This is a genomic window from Salirhabdus euzebyi, assembly GCF_014207435.1.
Classification (GTDB): Bacteria; Bacillota; Bacilli; order Bacillales; family Alkalibacillaceae; genus Salirhabdus; species Salirhabdus euzebyi.
In genome coordinates, this window is record NZ_JACHGH010000004.1 from 15,998 (window position 1) to 32,939 (window position 16,942).

The 16,942-nt window shown below is 36.0% G+C and carries 21 protein-coding genes; 10 read left to right on the forward strand and 11 right to left on the reverse strand.

Annotation, left to right across the window (positions count from 1 at the left end):
• Positions 1-51: 51 nt before the first annotated feature.
• From phnE (HNQ94_RS07175) to HNQ94_RS07205, 7 genes are all read right to left on the reverse strand, one after another.
• Positions 52-846 carry a phosphonate ABC transporter, permease protein PhnE gene (phnE, locus tag HNQ94_RS07175; RefSeq protein WP_174495859.1) on the reverse strand — a complete coding sequence of 265 codons (795 nt, stop codon included), beginning with the start codon at positions 844-846 and terminating at the stop codon, positions 52-54.
• A complete protein-coding gene (gene phnE / locus HNQ94_RS07180; protein ID WP_174495858.1) occupies positions 846-1,673 on the reverse strand; it encodes a phosphonate ABC transporter, permease protein PhnE in 828 nt (275 codons plus the stop codon). The genes phnE (HNQ94_RS07175) and phnE (HNQ94_RS07180) overlap by 1 nt, the downstream gene beginning before the upstream one ends.
• Positions 1,670-2,443 (reverse strand): phosphonate ABC transporter ATP-binding protein, encoded by a 774-nt coding sequence (gene phnC / locus HNQ94_RS07185; protein WP_174495857.1) that lies wholly within the window; start codon positions 2,441-2,443, stop codon positions 1,670-1,672. The genes phnE (HNQ94_RS07180) and phnC overlap by 4 nt, the downstream gene beginning before the upstream one ends.
• A 126-nt stretch (positions 2,444-2,569) precedes the next feature.
• A complete protein-coding gene (gene phnD, locus HNQ94_RS07190; protein ID WP_174495856.1) occupies positions 2,570-3,514 on the reverse strand; it encodes a phosphate/phosphite/phosphonate ABC transporter substrate-binding protein in 945 nt (314 codons plus the stop codon).
• A 208-nt stretch (positions 3,515-3,722) separates the two neighbouring features.
• A complete protein-coding gene (locus HNQ94_RS07195) occupies positions 3,723-3,914 on the reverse strand; it encodes a DUF3813 family protein (protein WP_174495855.1) in 192 nt (63 codons plus the stop codon).
• 2 nt (positions 3,915-3,916) lie between these two features.
• Entirely contained in the window at positions 3,917-4,066 is a 150-nt protein-coding gene (locus tag HNQ94_RS07200; protein ID WP_174495854.1) for a hypothetical protein, read from the reverse strand.
• Positions 4,067-4,158: 92 nt separating this feature from the next.
• Positions 4,159-4,977 (reverse strand): HAD family hydrolase, encoded by an 819-nt coding sequence (locus HNQ94_RS07205; RefSeq protein WP_174495853.1) that lies wholly within the window; start codon positions 4,975-4,977, stop codon positions 4,159-4,161.
• A 192-nt stretch (positions 4,978-5,169) separates the two neighbouring features.
• Here HNQ94_RS07205 and HNQ94_RS07210 point away from each other — a divergent pair, with 192 nt between their 5' ends.
• Positions 5,170-5,925, forward strand: coding sequence for an alpha/beta fold hydrolase (locus HNQ94_RS07210; RefSeq protein ID WP_311771625.1), 756 nt, complete (start codon positions 5,170-5,172; stop codon positions 5,923-5,925).
• 136 nt (positions 5,926-6,061) lie between these two features.
• Positions 6,062-6,376 (forward strand): metal-sulfur cluster assembly factor, encoded by a 315-nt coding sequence (locus tag HNQ94_RS07215; protein ID WP_174495851.1) that lies wholly within the window; start codon positions 6,062-6,064, stop codon positions 6,374-6,376.
• A gap of 137 nt (positions 6,377-6,513) precedes the next feature.
• Here the strand turns inward: HNQ94_RS07215 and HNQ94_RS07220 are convergent, their stop codons facing one another.
• Positions 6,514-7,206: a Crp/Fnr family transcriptional regulator gene (locus HNQ94_RS07220; protein ID WP_174495850.1), complete on the reverse strand. Its 693-nt coding sequence runs from the start codon at positions 7,204-7,206 to the stop codon at positions 6,514-6,516.
• 170 nt (positions 7,207-7,376) lie between these two features.
• On the opposite strand from HNQ94_RS07220, the gene HNQ94_RS07225 reads away from it, so the two are divergent.
• A complete protein-coding gene (locus HNQ94_RS07225) occupies positions 7,377-8,501 on the forward strand; it encodes a TIGR04053 family radical SAM/SPASM domain-containing protein (RefSeq protein ID WP_174495849.1) in 1,125 nt (374 codons plus the stop codon).
• Positions 8,502-8,512: 11 nt separating this feature from the next.
• A complete protein-coding gene (locus tag HNQ94_RS07230) occupies positions 8,513-9,238 on the forward strand; it encodes a YwiC-like family protein (RefSeq protein ID WP_174495848.1) in 726 nt (241 codons plus the stop codon).
• Here the strand turns inward: HNQ94_RS07230 and HNQ94_RS07235 are convergent.
• Together HNQ94_RS07235 and HNQ94_RS07240 are read right to left on the reverse strand one after the other, a co-directional pair.
• Positions 9,235-10,050, reverse strand: a complete 816-nt coding sequence (locus tag HNQ94_RS07235; RefSeq protein WP_174495847.1) for an undecaprenyl-diphosphate phosphatase — start codon at positions 10,048-10,050, stop codon at positions 9,235-9,237. The two genes, HNQ94_RS07230 and HNQ94_RS07235, sit on opposite strands and share 4 nt — an antisense overlap.
• A gap of 221 nt (positions 10,051-10,271) precedes the next feature.
• Complete coding sequence (locus HNQ94_RS07240; protein WP_174495846.1) at positions 10,272-10,448, reverse strand: YjzD family protein; 177 nt, start codon at positions 10,446-10,448, stop codon at positions 10,272-10,274.
• Between the two features lie 172 nt (positions 10,449-10,620).
• Here HNQ94_RS07240 and HNQ94_RS07245 point away from each other — a divergent pair, with 172 nt between their 5' ends.
• From HNQ94_RS07245 to fabF, 4 genes are all read left to right on the forward strand, one after another.
• Entirely contained in the window at positions 10,621-11,250 is a 630-nt protein-coding gene (locus HNQ94_RS07245) for an NAD(P)-dependent oxidoreductase (protein WP_174495845.1), read from the forward strand.
• A gap of 74 nt (positions 11,251-11,324) precedes the next feature.
• Positions 11,325-12,278, forward strand: coding sequence for a BMP family ABC transporter substrate-binding protein (locus tag HNQ94_RS07250; protein ID WP_174495844.1), 954 nt, complete (start codon positions 11,325-11,327; stop codon positions 12,276-12,278).
• 124 nt (positions 12,279-12,402) lie between these two features.
• Entirely contained in the window at positions 12,403-13,335 is a 933-nt protein-coding gene (locus HNQ94_RS07255) for a beta-ketoacyl-ACP synthase III (RefSeq protein WP_174495843.1), read from the forward strand.
• A 17-nt stretch (positions 13,336-13,352) separates the two neighbouring features.
• Positions 13,353-14,594: a beta-ketoacyl-ACP synthase II gene (gene fabF, locus HNQ94_RS07260; RefSeq protein ID WP_174495842.1), complete on the forward strand. Its 1,242-nt coding sequence runs from the start codon at positions 13,353-13,355 to the stop codon at positions 14,592-14,594.
• Between the two features lie 132 nt (positions 14,595-14,726).
• On the opposite strand, the gene HNQ94_RS07265 is transcribed toward fabF, so the two are convergent.
• Positions 14,727-15,680: an LCP family protein gene (locus HNQ94_RS07265; RefSeq protein WP_174495841.1), complete on the reverse strand. Its 954-nt coding sequence runs from the start codon at positions 15,678-15,680 to the stop codon at positions 14,727-14,729.
• A gap of 193 nt (positions 15,681-15,873) precedes the next feature.
• Here HNQ94_RS07265 and HNQ94_RS07270 point away from each other — a divergent pair, with 193 nt between their 5' ends.
• A complete protein-coding gene (locus tag HNQ94_RS07270; protein WP_174495840.1) occupies positions 15,874-16,077 on the forward strand; it encodes a YuzI family membrane protein in 204 nt (67 codons plus the stop codon).
• 89 nt (positions 16,078-16,166) lie between these two features.
• Positions 16,167-16,931, forward strand: a complete 765-nt coding sequence (locus HNQ94_RS07275; RefSeq protein ID WP_174495839.1) for a YjbA family protein — start codon at positions 16,167-16,169, stop codon at positions 16,929-16,931.
• Positions 16,932-16,942 lie beyond the last annotated feature (11 nt).

Sequence of the window (16,942 nt, forward strand, 5' to 3'; positions counted from 1 at the left end):
CACTTTTAAAAGTGTTTACTATTCGGGTTACTGTTCAAAAAAACTTAATCATTAAACGATTCTTTTACGAATAAATGCACTCGTAAAGTCAATTACAGTTACAACAACGATAATTCCTACCAATATTGTACCCATTTGACTCCAGTTGTCATTGGCAGATGCAAATACAATCATCGTACCAATACCACCAGCACCAACAATACCTAAAATGGATGATGCACGAATATCTACTTCAAAACGGTAAATAGCATAGGATAAGAATTCCGGTATTATCTGTGGTAAAACAGCATAGAACAATACTTGCGTTCGGTTTGCTCCATTTGCTTGCATGCCCTGAACAACATCTTTATCAATTTGTTCAATAATTTCAGAGAATAATTTACCAAGCATTCCAGTAGAACCAATTGCAATTGCAAGTACCCCTGCAAAGGCGTTAGGACCAACTGCTACAACAAAAAGAATAGCTAAAATTAAGTCAGGAAATGCACGAATGGCAGACAATAACCATTTACCAGGCATAGATAAATATTTACCCATCATGTTATTTGCTGCAAGGAACGATAAAGGCACAGCAAGAATAGCAGCCATCAAAGAACCAGCAAATGCAATAAATATTGTTTCAAGCATGGTTAAGGCAACTTCACCTGTAGCGGACCAATCAGGACTAAATAGCATCGGGATAACCTTGTCAAATTGTTGAATTAACTTGTTGATTGCTTTTTCCCAATCCAAATCTATACCTAGAAAAGTCCATATATATAATGCAATAATTGATATCGTTATGACAATAGCGCGTAATTTTTTAAATAAAGAATTTTTTGGTTTTGGAGGTAATGTTAGATTCATTAGATTAATGCCTCCCTTAACTTAGAACTGATATATTCAATGACAAGAACAACGATAAAAATTAAAACAATAATTGCCATAGCATTAGGGAATGCAATATGACCGTACCTTAATTGTGATTGTAAGACTTGGCCAATACCACCAGCACCTACATAACCTAAAACAACAGAAGCACGAACATTAATTTCAAATACGTAAAGAACTAGTGACGTAAACTGTGGTAATACCTGTGGAACTAAACCTGTCCAAATGACTTGAATTGTTCCACCACCAGAGGCACGCATAGCTTCTAAAGGTGACATATCAACTGTTTCAATCGTTTCACTAATTAACTTAGCTAAAATACCTAGTGAGAAAACAATTAGGGCTAAAATCCCTGGCAATAATCCTATCCCAAATAATCCTACGAAAATAACGGCAAGCACTAAATCAGGAATAGTACGTAAAAGGTTTAAGAAAGTTCTTGTTGCATAATATAATGGTTTAAAAGTTGTAATATTTCTGGCAGATAATAGAGCGAGTGGAACAGTAATAATAGCTGCAATTGTTGTTGCAATTACTGCCATTTGAATAGTTAAAGCCATTTCGTCCCAAATATTTGACCAGTATGAGTAATTCGGTGGAAAGAATTTTCCTAAAACGGAAACCATATTTGCTGGAGCATCGGTGATGTCACCAACCATGTCACGTTGTGTCCAGTTCATACTATATAGATACATAGCTACTATAGCAAAGAAAATAATAGTCACTTGAGCCTTCGTTTTTGTTGGATAAATGTCAGGAGGCTGCTTAATTTTCAAAGGTTTCTTGGTATTACTCTTACTCACGATTCCGTCCCCCCGCGCAGATCGTCTTCGCGAATGGAGCGTCCATAAATTTCTTCAAATGTTTTTTCTGTCACTTCTGAAGCAGGACCATCAAATACAACTTCACCGGCTCTCATACCGATAATGCGATCAGCATATTCCATCGCCATATCTATAAAGTGAAGATTAACAATTGTAGTGATATTGTCTTCTTTATTGATCTTTTTTAAATATGTCATAACTTGATGAGACGTAGGTGGATCAAGTGATGCAACTGGTTCATCAGCTAAAATATATTTTGGTTGTTGTGTTAGAACACGAGCAATACTAACACGCTGCTGTTGCCCACCACTTAGTTCATCTGCACGGTTATAAACTTTTTCCTCAATGTTTACTCGCTTTAAGCTTTCATAAGCTAAGGACTTATCTTTTTTTGAATACATGTTGAAGATAGAGCGTAAAGTTCCAGTATGACCAAGACGACCAGCTAAGACATTCTTTAACACATTTGATCTTTTTACTAGATTGTAGTTTTGAAAAATCATTCCGGTTTTTGTGCGGAGTTTTCTCAAATTTTTAGAACGATATTTAAGTATATCTTCATCGTCTACTAGTAGAGAACCATTAGTTGGTGTAACTAGGCGGTTAATGCTTCGAATGAGTGTGGATTTCCCTGCACCAGACAAACCAACAATAACAACAAATTCTCCATCATTAATTGTTACGTTTACATTTTTTAATCCTTGAGTCCCATTTGGATATACGAGACTTACATCCTTAAATTCAATCATCCTTTTAATCCTCCATTATTTATCATTTGCGATTTTACTTTTGTTCCGGTCTATTTATAATGGAAAAAAATCAGGAAAAAAGGGGAGGTAAAATCTCCCCTTTTTCTTGATTTATCATATATGTTATTAATTTGTAAGTGATTCTTTGAAAATTTCGTACGTATCTTTTACAACTTTGTATTCAGCATCAGTAGCTTCTGAAATTGCATCCCAGTTGTAAACTTCTTTCATAATAGCAATCATCTCTTCGTCATCGTTGAATGCTAAGAAAGCAGTTTTGATTTGTTGTACTAATTCATCGTTAAGTTCTTTAGTAACTGAGATTGTGTCGTTAGGAATATCTTCTGTGTAACCAATAACTTTAAGTTTTTCCATTACATCTGGATAATTCTCTTCGATTTCTGTACGAGCATCTTCAAATGTGGTTGCTACATCAGCGTCACCGTCATATACTGCTTGTACTGAGTTATCATGTCCACCAGTTTGAACAACACCACTGAAGAAGTCTGTTTCTAAATCAGTAGGATTAGCAATGTCAAATTCCGCCATTAATTGGTTTGCAGGGAATAAGTAACCTGATGTAGAACCTTGGTCACCGTAAGCCCATACTTTACCTTCTAAATCAGCAAGTGATTCTATACCAGAGTCTGCACGTACAACATATTGTGCTCTGTATGTTCCAGAACCGTAACGAATAGATTTAAGGATAACCTCTACGTCATATTGTTGATTTGCTTGAACATAACCAAATGCAGGGATAAAACCAACTTGTACTTGATTAGCACCCATTGCTTCAACTAATGCTGTGTAGTCTGTCATAACTTGGCCAACAACTTCAATGCCAAGTTCTTCACTTAATCGGTCAGCCAATGGTTGCACCGTATCAGCGATAGTTTCAGAATCTTGAGATGGAACAAACCCCATAACGATTTTTTCAGGAGTTTCTCCAGCAGCATCTTCACCTTGTGCATCTCCGTCTGTTCCTTGTGTATCATCTTCATCAGAAGTTCCACAAGCTGCTAAAGCAAAAATCATTGTAAGTACGAAAAGCATTGCTAAAAACTTTTTCATTTTGTTGCTCCCCCTTAGTTCTTATCAATTCAAATTTTTGTAACAAGGTTATTATAATGGATTATTTCGTAATGAACAATAAAATTTACGTAAAATTTACAAAAACTTTTATAAAAACTGTAAATTCGACATTAAAAACCTAACATTGTTCGGATTTTAAGTATGTAATGTACGGCACACGGAAAAATGTGTGCCGCACAAAAACTAATTACTGCAAATGATTTTCAATCTGTTGTTCAAGCTGTTGAAGCTCCTGTTTTTCTTCCGGAGTAGAATTTGTATAGGCAGATTGAATAACGTTGCGTGCAACCTCTAACTGTTTTTCCTGTCCTTGGTTGTTTCCCATATTAGTGAGTTGGTTGACGGCTTGTCGAGCTTGCTCTAAAAATTGGTTTGCCATCGTTAAATACCCCCTAATGTGTGTTTATCTGCTTCTTCGCGCTTCCGCTCCACATCTGTAAACCGTTCTCTATACGGTATACGTTCATCATGTTTTCTAACTTCTTTGGCACCCTCGGCTGTAAAACGTTTTGATTTACTTTTTTTACTCAAGGCATGATCCCCCTTAAAAAAAGAAAAACCTGAACGCTTTTGTGCGTTCAGGAATAGTTTGTGCAGACAATGAAAGTTCATACAAACAAAATTTAGCTCTTTATATTGAAGTAATCCTCCAAAAATAGAGAAATGCCCTCTTCTTGATTTGTTTTTGTTACATGGGTTGAAACATTTTTTAGTTCTGGTATTGCATTCCCCATAGCTACTCCTATACCAGCATATTCGATCATTTCTAAATCATTATCTTCATCACCAAAAGCAATAATTCGATTTTTTGGAATGTGAAAATAGTGGGCGATTTTTTGTAATCCAACCGCTTTGTTTAATCCCGCCCTCACTATTTCAATAATATGCCATGGGGCTCCCCATTTGCGATGTTCAATGACCTCTGCATGATGTTCGTCTAAATGTTGGCGAATTTCTTTAATTTGTTCTTCTCTAGGGGATATAAGTAGTGAAGTTGGATCGTCTTTTAATGTGTTTTTTAAGCTTCCAACCGTTACAGGATAATGTTCCGGATTTGCCTGAAATATATCCATTATTTTTTCATCATATTGATCAAGGTACACGTCGTCTTTAATTTCTGCCATAATATTATTAACATTATGATCATAACAAGTTTGGATAATGGCATGAGCAACCCTGACAGACATAGGAGAATGAACGATATCCCAATTTTTATCTTTCGGGTGATGTATAAATGCACCGTTCATATTTACCATTGGTGTGCTTAACCCTAGCTCATGATAAAACTCAATGCTAGCCCGATGTGGTCTCCCTGTTGCGATTACAACGATATGTCCATCATCCATTGCTTTTTGTAATGTTTTTTTCGTTCTTTTGCATATAGACTTATGGTCGGTAAGTAAAGTTCCGTCTAAGTCAAGCGCTATTAAATGTTTTTCCATAGTTATTCACCTCGTATGATTTATAGTTTATCACTCTCCATACCGTCCGTAAAACCTGAATTCAACGACTTGAGACTAAAAAGTCATACTCAAGTTTCAAATAAATAAATATATCTCTTGGTATAGTGATCGTGTATTTGTTACATTAAGTATATATTGTACAGGGAAGGGGTTATACGATCATTGGTTATTGTGGAACGATTAGACCTACAAAGTATTCCTACACTACATGTAGTGGAATCATCTAAAAAGGAACAGGCATTACCAACAGTTCTATACATACATGGATTTACAAGTGCAAAGGAACATAATTTACCGTTTGCTTATTTACTAGCTGAAAAGGGTTACCGCGTTTTATTGCCAGACTCCTTGTACCATGGAGAGCGAACTAATGGGAAAAATGCAGACAGTATCCAATTTGAATTTTGGAATATAGTTGGACAAAATGTAAAAGAGGTATACTCACTCTATGAGGAAGCGAAACTGCGTAGTTGGCTTGAACATGACAGGTTTGGTTTAGCTGGAACTAGCATGGGTGGAATAAGTACCTGTGCTGCTTTAACTCAATTTAATTGGATAAAAGTTGGCGCAGTGTTAATGGGTTCCCCAAAGCCGTTGGAAATGGCTACTTATTTAATAGAACAAATACGACAAAATGGGATGAACATTCCGTATTCTGAACTGGAAATTAAATCACAATTAGAACAACTTAAGAGAATTGATTTGTCGCAAAACATGGATAAATTAAATGAGCGACCGTTATTTTTTTGGCATGGTGATGCAGACCCAGTCGTGCCTTTTAGTCAGTCTTATAGCTTTTACGAGGAAGTAAGCATGTATTACGAAAATAAAGAAAAAATAAAACATGTTAAAGAAAAAGGGAGAGGGCATAAGGTTAGTCGAGAAGCTATATTGGAAACTGTTGATTGGTTTGTAAAATACCTCTAAACGTGTGATATAAATCATGTCAATTTTTATCCCTTAGCCTTATACTAATATTGTCCATCTTCTTTATTGGCGATTGACGGAGTTTTTCTATATAATAATAGTAGTAAAAAATAGTAATGGAATGGGGGATCATATAATGGCAGATCAAGCATTAGAAGATAATTTAATGGGTGCCCTTGAAAATGTTATTGACCCGGAGCTTGGGATTGACATTGTTAATTTAGGGTTAGTTTATGGTGTGAAACTAGACGACGAAGGTATTGCTACTGTTACGATGACATTAACAGCTATGGGTTGTCCACTTGCAGGTCATATTGAGGAAGATGTAAAACGTGTTTTATCAGATATTCCAGAAGTAAAGGATACGCAAGTAAATATCGTATGGAGCCCACCTTGGTCTAAAGACCGTATGTCTCGTTATGCAAAAATTGCACTTGGAATTCCAGATTAATTTAATGTAAAAGGTCAGTTCCTTCAAAGGGAAACTGGCCTTTTTTTATACTTTAAGAAAGTTTAACGGTGTTAAAGGATTAAAATTAAGGCTTGCGCCAATAGGTCTTGGCGACAAGCCAAGTTTTTCTAATACTTTTAACTAATTTCTTCTTCAAGCAATGAAGGGTTTACAATTAAATATTGGCTGGAACTTATTTTAATAATTTTTTTCTTTTTTAATTTTGCAATCGTTCGATTAACGGTTTCTCTCGTTGAGCCAATCATATTTGCTAATTCTCTATTCGTAAAGGTCGTATTAAATTGAACCCAATCCTTATCAAGTTTTTCCCCATGAATTTTCGCTAGTCGTATGAGTAGTAAAATAACTTGATTGTACGTAGTATGAAGTAACTTTTCTTCTAAGCGACCTTGTAAGTCGACGATTATATCTCCGAGAACCCGAAACAGTTTAATAGAAATTTCTGGGTTTTGAAGTAAAAAGTTTTCAAAGGAATGAATGGGAATATAAGTTATTTTTGCAGCTTCGGTCACTTCGGCGTGTGCTGGATAATTCCCCTTCCGAAAAAAACCTTGGTGAGGAAACATATGGCCAGGTTGAAGAACATTTACTATTTGTTCTTTTCCATTGATATCAGTCTTATAAATTTTCACTCGCCCGTCATGAATAAAGTAGACGTTAGTTACTGGCTCCCCTTGCATGAAGACATGCATACCTGTTTTGTAATGGCGTGTTCCGGCTAAGTCGACGACGGAATCCATTTCTTGATCGGTTAACCCTTGAAATAGAGGCTGTCTAGACAACCATTCCTTTATTTGTGCTCTATCCATTTAAGACCCTCATTTCACTTTCTACTATATATATACCCATTTTAGACGATAAATAAGGATTAAATAGCTGAAAATGTGAAGATTCCTTTACAAAGTGACGAGTGTCACACCCTCCTAACCCCCACTAAGTTAGGATGAAAAGTAATTAACGAAGTGGGGAGTGCATAAAGATGTTTCCACAAAATTATGATGAAAATCCGTTCATCGTTATATGGGAGTTAACAAGAGCATGCCAACTAAAATGCCTACATTGTCGTGCGGAAGCACAGTATAAACGTGATCCGAGAGAACTGAGTTTTGAACAAGGGAAAAAGTTAATAGATGAAATAAAGAGTATGGGAAACCCGATGCTCGTATTTACAGGAGGAGACCCTTTAGAAAGAGAAGATGTTTTTGATATAGCTGAATATGCAGTTCAAAAAGGAGTAAGAGTTTCGATGACTCCATCTGCAACACCAAATGTAACGAAAGAAGCAATGGAGAAAGCAAAAGAAGTAGGATTATCAAGATGGGCATTTAGTGTGGATGGCCCAAACGCAAAAATTCATGATCATTTTCGAGGGACAAATGGTTCCTTTGATTTAACAATGAATGCGATAAAATATTTACATGAATTAGAAATGCCGTTGCAAATTAATACGGTTATTTCAAGATACAATGTTGATTACTTAGATGAAATGGCAGAGATGGTAGAAAATTTAGGCTGTGTACTTTGGAGTGTCTTTTTCCTTGTACCGATTGGAAGGGGACAAATGAATGACATGATTTCACCAAAAGAACATGAACAAGTATTACAGTGGTTATATAAAACGTCTAAAAAAGTTCCTTTTGATATTAAAACGACAGCTGCCCAACATTATCGTCGGGTCGTCATTCAAAATAAAATGCGTGAAAACAAAAGTAAAAGTGACAGAGACAATATTATCTTTGAGGATGCATTAATGAAAGGTAAAACAGGGATGATTGATGGTTTAGGAAGAGCACCAAAAGGCGTTAACGATGGGAATGGGTTTGTGTTTATCTCTCACATTGGAGATGTATATCCAAGTGGACTCCTTCCAATTAAAGCTGGGAATGTGAAGGAAACGCCGTTAGCTTCTATATACAGAGAATCGGAAGTGTTTAAACAGCTGCGAAACCCAGATGGGTATAAAGGAAAATGTGGTGTTTGTGAGTTTAATCATGTATGTGGAGGTTCACGTTCAAGAGCATATGCCGTTACAGGAGACTACTTAGAAAGTGAACCATATTGCATCTATATACCAAAAGCATTGCGGAAGAAAGTAAAGAATTAGGGGGAATTGGAATGAAAGGAAAATTATTTATTCCGAAACAACATGGTGCATGGGCCATGTTGTTATTACCCTTTTTATTAGGAATTAGCGCAAGTGAATTTCATTGGCTTCATATTCCTTTATTTATAGCATGGATTAGTTTGTACTTAGCGACATATCCTTTTTTGCTTCTATTGAAGAAAAGAAAAGTAGCCTTTTACCGAAAGTGGTTTATTAGATATTTTGCCATTGCTTTACTGTTCGGTCTGCCTGTTTTACTTATAAATCCATTTCTGTTTGTGATAGCAGGAATGATGGTACCATTTTTTATGATAAATATGTACTTTTCGAAAAAGAAAAAAGACCGTGCCTTTTTAAATGACCTTAGCGCCATTATGGCATTTTCGTTGGGAGGAGCTGTAACTTATTATATTGCTGAAGGAGTACTTCGTTCAGAAGTATGGTTAATTTGGCTACTTTCTGTTCTATTTTTTACAGGTAGTACTTTTTTTGTTAAATCGCTTATTAGAGAAAAGAAAAATCCAGCATTTCGCTGGATGTCTTGGTCATTTCATTTATTTGTTGTCGTTCTGTTAGTTGGCACAAAGGACTGGTACCTTGTGATCGCTTTTATTCCTAGTTTAATTAGAGCTATAGCGTTTTACGGAAAAAATTTAAGACCGATGCACACAGGTATTATCGAGATTGTTAATTCCATTATTGTTTTGGTGTTAGTAGGTTTGCACCTTAATCTTTAGCCTAAAAACAAAATGATAAGAATAGCTGCGATAAAGCAATACCAAGCAAAGTATTTTAAGTTACCTTTTTTCATTATATTCATAAACCATAAAAGAGCGTAGTAGGATGCAATAATAGAAGCTATTAACCCTACAAGCAATGGAATCCACATACCTTCTATAGAAGGATCGTCTACCATGTCCGATACAGAGAATATCATTGTACCTAAACTTACTGGTATATATAATAGGAAAGAAAATTTTAAAGCAGTCTCTTGTTTTAGTCCCAGTAGCATGGCAGCTACAATCGTTGCACCAGAACGACTAATACCTGGCATTAAGGCAACAGACTGGGCAAGTCCAATGATAATAGCGTCTCTTACCGTAATTTGATGATCGCCTTTTGTACCACGTAAGTTTCGTATTATCCAAAGAGCAATTCCTGTTATAAATAGAGTGACACCAACCATTTTGATTGTTTCCCCAAAAGTTGCACTAATCCAGTCCTCCATCAAAATACCAAGGACCCCTGCTGGAATAGTGGCAATCACTAAAAACATAACAAAGCGAAAGTCAGCTGCACCTTCTTTGTTTTTATTGAAAAGAAAAGAGAGGCTATTGATAGCTAACCGAATAATATCTTTACGATAAATGATTAAAACAGCAATTAATGAACCAAAATTCAAAAATCCTTCAAAGGTAATTCCAAGATCAATTTCCATAAAGTAGCGAACAATCATTAAATGGCCACTCGATGAAACAGGGATAGGCTCTGTAAATCCTTGAAAAATCCCTAAAAAGAAATATTGAAGCAAGACTAAAAGATCATTCATTTTTCCATCCTCCAGTAGTGATATTAATAAGGATTATGTAGGAACGTGATTTTATCCTATTGAATAGAATGATGGTGTAAGGGAGACAGATGCACCATACATCGTCCAATATATTTAATGTGGGAAGAAAGTATGTATATGTTTCCACAGAAAAAAAAGAAATCCTCCTTTTCCTGAAAAGTCAAAGGGAGGATTTCTTTACCCATCAATTCAGCCGAAATTTAAGCTTCATCATCCTTTAAGACACCGTCACCAATAACGGTAATGATTACAGCAAATCCGACGCCTAAAGCAATAGCGCTTACAAAATCAAATGTTTTACCACTCATATTACTTATTACGTATACTACCATACTGCTTAATAATAAGCTCCAAATAAAGGCCCAAATAAAACGCATTGTTTCACCTCATTTACTTCTGCATTCATAATTATTTTACCAAAGCCCCTATTAAAAATAAAGAAATTTCAAATCGTTATCGCTTATTGTTACTTAAAAGAAGAAAAAATATGAGTATGGCAGGTTTATTATGACTTAACTAACATATTATGGTGAAAAAGGAGTACGTAAGATGTCTATTATTGTTTGGAATTGTTTTGATTGGATTGGTTTTCATATAACAGAAAAGTTATTAGAAGAGGGGGAAGATGTTATCGGTATTCATCCTGTATCTAATCCCCAAACGGAGTTTTTATATGGGATGGTCGGTAGGAATGCGAACTTCACCTTTTATGAGTCTTTAATGGAAGTCAAAGACAAAACGGACGAATATATTTTTGTTAGACCGACAGAAGAGGATGAAAATCAGCTGACCAAGTCGATAGAAAAAGAGAATTATCTTTATATAATAGAAGAAACTGAGAAGAAGAGTAAAAATTTTTCTCGAGTACTAAATGGTTCTATAAGTACTATATCCCTTCCTCCCGTCATTGGACCATGGATGAAGGAAGAAGAATTTCAAGCAAAGAAAGACAGTGAAGATTGGATTTATGTAAAAGAATTTACGGATTGGTTCCATTCCTTTATGCAAACCAGCTGCAAGAAAGAGGAAGTAAATCTCCTTCCTAAAAACAGTTTTATTCAGGAAAAAGATAGGAACACTATTGTATTTACTGACAATCTAAATAGGCGAAGCGTAGTAAAAGAAATCGAGGAACACCTTGAGAAATTTTCATTTTATTATGATATTAAAGGTATTTAGTTTACGTATCCCTATCTAACAAGTAAAATAAATATAGATAGAAAATGGACGAGGAAGAATAGGAGTGCAGCAGGATGAAAAGAACTATTTCCTTTGCTTTTATTGTGATACTTCTTGTAATGACTAGTTGCTCTAATATGGAAAAAGGAAATATAGAAAATGTAGGTTTACTTGTTGAAGGTACCATTCATGATCAGACATGGGGAAAGAAGGGGTACCTAGGGTTGTTAAATATTAAGGAAGAATTAGACGTCAATGTTTATTTTAAAGAAGGCGTAAACAATCAACAAGAAGTAAATGAAGCAGTAGACGCTCTAGCTCAAAAAGATGTAAATTTAATTTTTGGCCATAGTAGCTCTTATGGAGAGTTTTTTTCCAATATTTATCGTGATTATCCTGACATACAATTCGTATACTTTAATGGTGATAAATATAGAGAAAATTTAACGAGTTTAAATTTTAATTCCAACGCAATGGGTTTTTTTGCAGGAATGGTTGCTGCACAGATGTCTAAAACGGATCATGTTGGCGTGATTTCTTCTTTTGAATGGCAGCCTGAAGTTGGCGGCTTTTATGAGGGGGCTAAGTATCAAAACCCAAATGCAAAAGTAGAAATTCGGTATGTCAACAGTTGGGACAACCAGGAACGAGCACTCGAAATGTATGATCAGTTAAAAGAAAAAGGGGTAGATGTATTCTATCCAGCTGGTGATGGATTTAATGTTCCTATTATTAATAAAATAAAACAAGATGGTTTATATGCAATTGGGTATATATCAGATCAAATATCTTTAGGAGAATCGACGATACTAACTAGCACGGTTCAACATGTTGATCATTTGTACCTAGTGGTGGCGGAGAGAATGCAAGAAGGTACCTTCCAGCCCGGAATTTTACAATTTGATTTTCAAGATGGTGTTATATCCATGGGAACCTTTAGTGAAGTAGTCCCTGAAGATGTGAAAGAAGAAATAATGAATGCTGTTGATCGATATATTCAAACAGGAAAACTTCCTAATGAAAAATGAAAATAACGGTTTGTGTTAGAGGGTCTGGCAAAGGCCTTCTTTTCCTTGAAAATTTTATTTTTTTACATTAAAATTAATACCAGGTCATAATATTTGATAATAAACGCCTGAGAGGATGAAATATATGAATGCAGGGATTATTGGGGTAGGCCATTATGTTCCCGAAAAAGTAGTGACTAACCATGAATTGGAAAAAATAGTCGATACGAATGATGAGTGGATTCAAACACGTACGGGAATTAAAGAACGCCGAATCGCAGAAGATGGAATGGATACATCGCATATGGCATTTAATGCAGCAGTGGAGGCATTAAAGGATGCTGACGTTAGTGCAACGGATCTAGACTTGATACTAGTAGCTACTGTTACACCTGATCAACCATTTCCCTCCGTTGCTTGTCGTATCCAAGAAAGATTGGGTGCAAAAAAAGCAGCAGCTATGGATATTAGTGCAGCTTGTTCTGGTTTTATGTACGGATTAGCAACAGCTAAGCAATTTATAGAATCTGGTGGCTATAAGAAAATTCTTGTCATTGGGGTTGAAAAGCTATCTAAAATAACAGATTGGACTGATCGAAATACGTGTGTACTTTTCGGTGATGGGGCAGGGGCTGCAATAGTAGGTTCTGTTTCGGAAGGAAAAGGTATACTATCCTATGAATTAGGTGCTGATGGAAGTGGCGGAGATCATTTATATCAGGATGAGTACATCATCATGAATGGTAGAGAGGTCTTCAAGTTTGCAGTCAGACAAATGGGGGAATCTGCTGTAAATGTGGTGGAAAAGATTGGATGCAAGAAAGAGGATGTTGATTATTTAATCCCGCATCAAGCTAATATACGTATAATGGAAGCTGCCAGAGAAAGATTAGGCATTGCAGATGAGAAGATGTCGAAGTCTGTTCATAAGTATGGAAACACGTCTGCAGCTTCTATACCTATTGCTTTATCTGAAGATGTAAAAAACGGTAAAATAAAAGAAAATGATCTCGTCGTGTTAGTCGGCTTCGGTGGTGGATTAACATGGGGCGCTGTCGCCTTAAGATGGGGAAAATAAGGGAAGGGTGAATTGACATGGAAAAACGTAGAGTAGTAGTTACGGGTATGGGAGCCGTTACTCCAGTAGGTAATGACGTAGATACATTATGGGATTCGATTATAAGTGGAAAGTCAGGTATAGATATCGTAACAAAGGTAAACCCAGACAACTTCCCTGCTAAGGTTGCTGGTGAGCTAAAAGATTTTGATCCTACTGTATATATGGACAAAAAAGAAGCAAAACGCATGGACTTATTTACACAATATGCGGTTGCTGCCTCTGTTATGGCAGTAAAAGATGCAGGGCTAGATATTAATGAAGAAATAGCTCATCGAACAGGTGTCTGGATTGGTTCAGGGATTGGTGGCATGTCCACATTCGAAGAACAATACAGTAAATTTTTAGAAAAAGGCTACAGACGGGTTAGCCCATTTTTCGTCCCGATGATGATTCCGGATATGGGAGCTGGACAAGTTTCTATTATACTTGGAGCAAAAGGAATTAACTCATGTACGGTTACAGCTTGTGCATCGGGTGCAAATTCTATTGGTGATGCTTTTAAAGTTATTCAACGTGGAGATGCCGATTATATGATTACAGGGGGAGCAGAGGCCCCTATTACAAATATGGCATTTGCTGGATTCTCATCTGCAAAAGCATTAAGTACAAATGAAAATCCAAAAACAGCAAGTCGTCCATTTGATAAAAATCGTGATGGGTTTGTTATGGGTGAAGGTGCTGGTATTTTAATTTTAGAATCATTAGAATCAGCAAAAAAACGTGGTGCAAAAATTTATGCTGAAATTGTTGGTTACGGTTCAACCGGTGATGCCCATCACATTACAGCTCCAGCACCAGAAGGAGAAGGCGCATCTCGTGCAATGAAGCAAGCGATAGAGGATGCTAATGTACAGGCAACAGATGTTGGTTATATTAACGCACACGGAACAAGTACGGAGTTAAATGATAAGTTTGAAACGCAAGCTATTAAAAATGTATTCGGTGAGCACTCCTATAATCTCTATGTAAGCTCTACTAAATCGATGACAGGTCATTTGCTTGGAGCTGCTGGAGCTGTAGAATCTGTGATTTCTATAAAGTCACTAACAGAAAGTATTGTACCTCCGACAACTAATTATGAAACAAAGGATCCTGAATGTGATTTGAACTATGCACCAAATGAACCGGTGAAAAAGGACCTATCAGTTGTTATGTCCAATTCCCTTGGTTTTGGTGGTCATAACGTTTCATTAGTGTTTAAGAAATTTGAGGAATAGAATATAGATAGATGCGGTGGAGTACCGAGTAGTTTTAATAATGTGCATTTAAATTGAACAAGTACCAAATAAAAGTTGAATACATTCCCAATATAAGAAGCCAGCTATCCTGTTGAATAGCTGGCTTCTTAATTATTGCAAAAACTCCTGTAAAGCTTCTTTGTTTTTGGCCTCATCAATTGCTAAAACAGCCCCAGCATGTTCATAGGTTTCATCCCAGAATGTACCATCCACTGGAATTCTCATCGTTTCAATATCATCTACTGGATTTAACACGAAATCTTTACCTAATGAAATCATCGTTCCTGTTTTCATGTTCGTATCAATATATGGCTGAAGGGTTCCCACTACCCGAGGGAGTTTTAACAGACCTGCAAAGGATAACATTTCATCCTTTAATTTACTCATTACTTTTTGTTGTCTTGCTACACGTCCAAAATCATTGTCACTATCTGCACGAAAACGTGCATAACCTAGTAACTCTTCTCCATTTAGAGCTTGAAGTCCTGGCTGTAAGACGACGTCTATATTTTTAGACATATACTTTTCTACTTCTATTTCAATTCCATCAGGGGCAATTGTATCGACCACTTGGACAAAGCCTTGAAAGTCTACTATTGCATAGTATTCAACACTTATACCGAAGTTTTCTTTAATTGTTTGACGCAATAATTCCGGTCCGCCGAAGAAAAAAGCATTATTTATTTTATTATACCCATAGCCTGGTATATTGACGTATGTATCCCGCATGATAGAAGCGAGCTTCCCGCTTTCTTTATCAGGGTCATACTGGCCAATCATGATGGTATCAGTCCTAGAATTTTCTTCTCCTCGAGAATCAACACCTAATATTAGAACATTCGTTTTTCCGAAAGAATCTTCTTCCCCTTGAAAATTTTCTTTATATTCTATGTTCGTTTCGTTATTATTTTCACCTTGTTGATCTAAAGCAGAGCTTTTTCCGGCCATATATTCATACGTTACATACGCAATCAAACTTAATAAGAAAAGGATGGAGACTGAGAGAATTATCTTGCGTTTCCGTCTTTTTTTCGTTTTTTTGCGGTTTATTCGGTTATCTTCCATTCTAAACCTCTCTTCCTATTACATATATCTATCTATTTAGAATATAAAAATAGTTGTAAAAAAAATTCATTAATAATAAATGTAACGTTAAAACGATTGAGAGTAAAGTGATTTATAAAATTGGACATGTATATGAAGAAGAACATCAACATATATATGGTAATAGATTTGTACATGCCTGGGGGACTATACAATGTGGTATATATTTTGGTTACTAGTAGGTTTTGGATTAGCCACTGCAGGTGGAGTTACTTTGATTGTTTATTTAAACATCATACCAGCCGGTCTCAGTTTTTTTGACTACATTTTATTTGTGATGGACAGGCCTGAATGCTATTTGTTTCCTGTGGGTCTTTTAATTATTTGCATAACTGTACTTTTGTACCCATCTGAATAAGTAAAGATTAGGTTAGATAGAATAAAAATTCCATTCCTAGCCAATAATGAACTATAGAAAAGACGATTATAGTAAAGCGAGGGTCTTGGATGATGTACTTACATGATGTTTGGGTGAACTGGTTTGAAGGGGAAGAGAATGGATATAACGTTTGTCACTTTCATGAGTGGCGTAAAGAAGACGGTATTGAACTCCTAGACCAAGTACCGTTAATCTATGTAACAGAAACATTATTTGATTACATTGAAAATGACCTCCAAGATTTACCGAAAGATTTACTGGATAGTGTATACCAACGGGCGTACTTACGAAAAAACCAGGAGCGTATTCCTTTAGAATATGCTTTTGTAGCAACAAATGGAAAGTCTATTGTTGCTGTAGACACGATGGGTTACACATTACCGATTAGAAAAAGCCGCTTAATACCTAGACAGGAAAGACTTGTTTATGACATGATTGAAAAATTAGAACCTGTTAATTTCTCTTTTTCGAAAGAACAGTATGGAAAAGAATATCATACACTTTCATTACCCCCAGATGAAATGATTGGGCTAACTAGAAAAGAGAGACAGTTAAAACAGTTACTAATGATGATGTTAGATCAAATGAAACAAACTGCCGATCTAGCTGAATTAAGGTATTGGTTAACAGAGTGGGATCCAGATCAATATCAATCCATTCAACAAATGGGTTTTGAACAAGTTTGGAAAGAGCTTTTTAAAGGATTAAAAGGTGGATGGTCAACAACCCATGAGGAATTGTGTAGAAAAATGGTCAGAGGTCAACCATTTTTTGAAAAGTTATGGGAGTTGGAAAATGGAGAAGTGAATTCATCCAACCAAGCATTTTTTTAAAGGATATATAA

Bases quoted from the DNA above. Each gene is read 5' to 3' on its own strand.
- phnE (WP_174495859.1), bottom strand. From the start codon at position 846: ATGAATCTAACATTACCTCCAAAACCAAAAAATTCTTTATTTAAAAAA.
- phnC (WP_174495857.1), bottom strand. From the start codon at position 2,443: ATGATTGAATTTAAGGATGTAAGTCTCGTATATCCAAATGGGACTCAA.
- phnD (WP_174495856.1), bottom strand. From the start codon at position 3,514: ATGAAAAAGTTTTTAGCAATGCTTTTCGTACTTACAATGATTTTTGCT.
- HNQ94_RS07195 (WP_174495855.1), bottom strand. From the start codon at position 3,914: ATGGCAAACCAATTTTTAGAGCAAGCTCGACAAGCCGTCAACCAACTC.
- HNQ94_RS07205 (WP_174495853.1), bottom strand. From the start codon at position 4,977: ATGGAAAAACATTTAATAGCGCTTGACTTAGACGGAACTTTACTTACC.
- HNQ94_RS07215 (WP_174495851.1), top strand. From the start codon at position 6,062: ATGGCAGATCAAGCATTAGAAGATAATTTAATGGGTGCCCTTGAAAAT.
- HNQ94_RS07220 (WP_174495850.1), bottom strand. From the start codon at position 7,206: ATGGATAGAGCACAAATAAAGGAATGGTTGTCTAGACAGCCTCTATTT.
- HNQ94_RS07225 (WP_174495849.1), top strand. From the start codon at position 7,377: ATGTTTCCACAAAATTATGATGAAAATCCGTTCATCGTTATATGGGAG.
- HNQ94_RS07230 (WP_174495848.1), top strand. From the start codon at position 8,513: ATGAAAGGAAAATTATTTATTCCGAAACAACATGGTGCATGGGCCATG.
- HNQ94_RS07235 (WP_174495847.1), bottom strand. From the start codon at position 10,050: ATGAATGATCTTTTAGTCTTGCTTCAATATTTCTTTTTAGGGATTTTT.
- HNQ94_RS07240 (WP_174495846.1), bottom strand. From the start codon at position 10,448: ATGCGTTTTATTTGGGCCTTTATTTGGAGCTTATTATTAAGCAGTATG.
- HNQ94_RS07245 (WP_174495845.1), top strand. From the start codon at position 10,621: ATGTCTATTATTGTTTGGAATTGTTTTGATTGGATTGGTTTTCATATA.
- HNQ94_RS07250 (WP_174495844.1), top strand. From the start codon at position 11,325: ATGAAAAGAACTATTTCCTTTGCTTTTATTGTGATACTTCTTGTAATG.
- HNQ94_RS07255 (WP_174495843.1), top strand. From the start codon at position 12,403: ATGAATGCAGGGATTATTGGGGTAGGCCATTATGTTCCCGAAAAAGTA.
- fabF (WP_174495842.1), top strand. From the start codon at position 13,353: ATGGAAAAACGTAGAGTAGTAGTTACGGGTATGGGAGCCGTTACTCCA.
- HNQ94_RS07265 (WP_174495841.1), bottom strand. From the start codon at position 15,680: ATGGAAGATAACCGAATAAACCGCAAAAAAACGAAAAAAAGACGGAAA.
- HNQ94_RS07270 (WP_174495840.1), top strand. From the start codon at position 15,874: ATGTGGTATATATTTTGGTTACTAGTAGGTTTTGGATTAGCCACTGCA.
- HNQ94_RS07275 (WP_174495839.1), top strand. From the start codon at position 16,167: ATGATGTACTTACATGATGTTTGGGTGAACTGGTTTGAAGGGGAAGAG.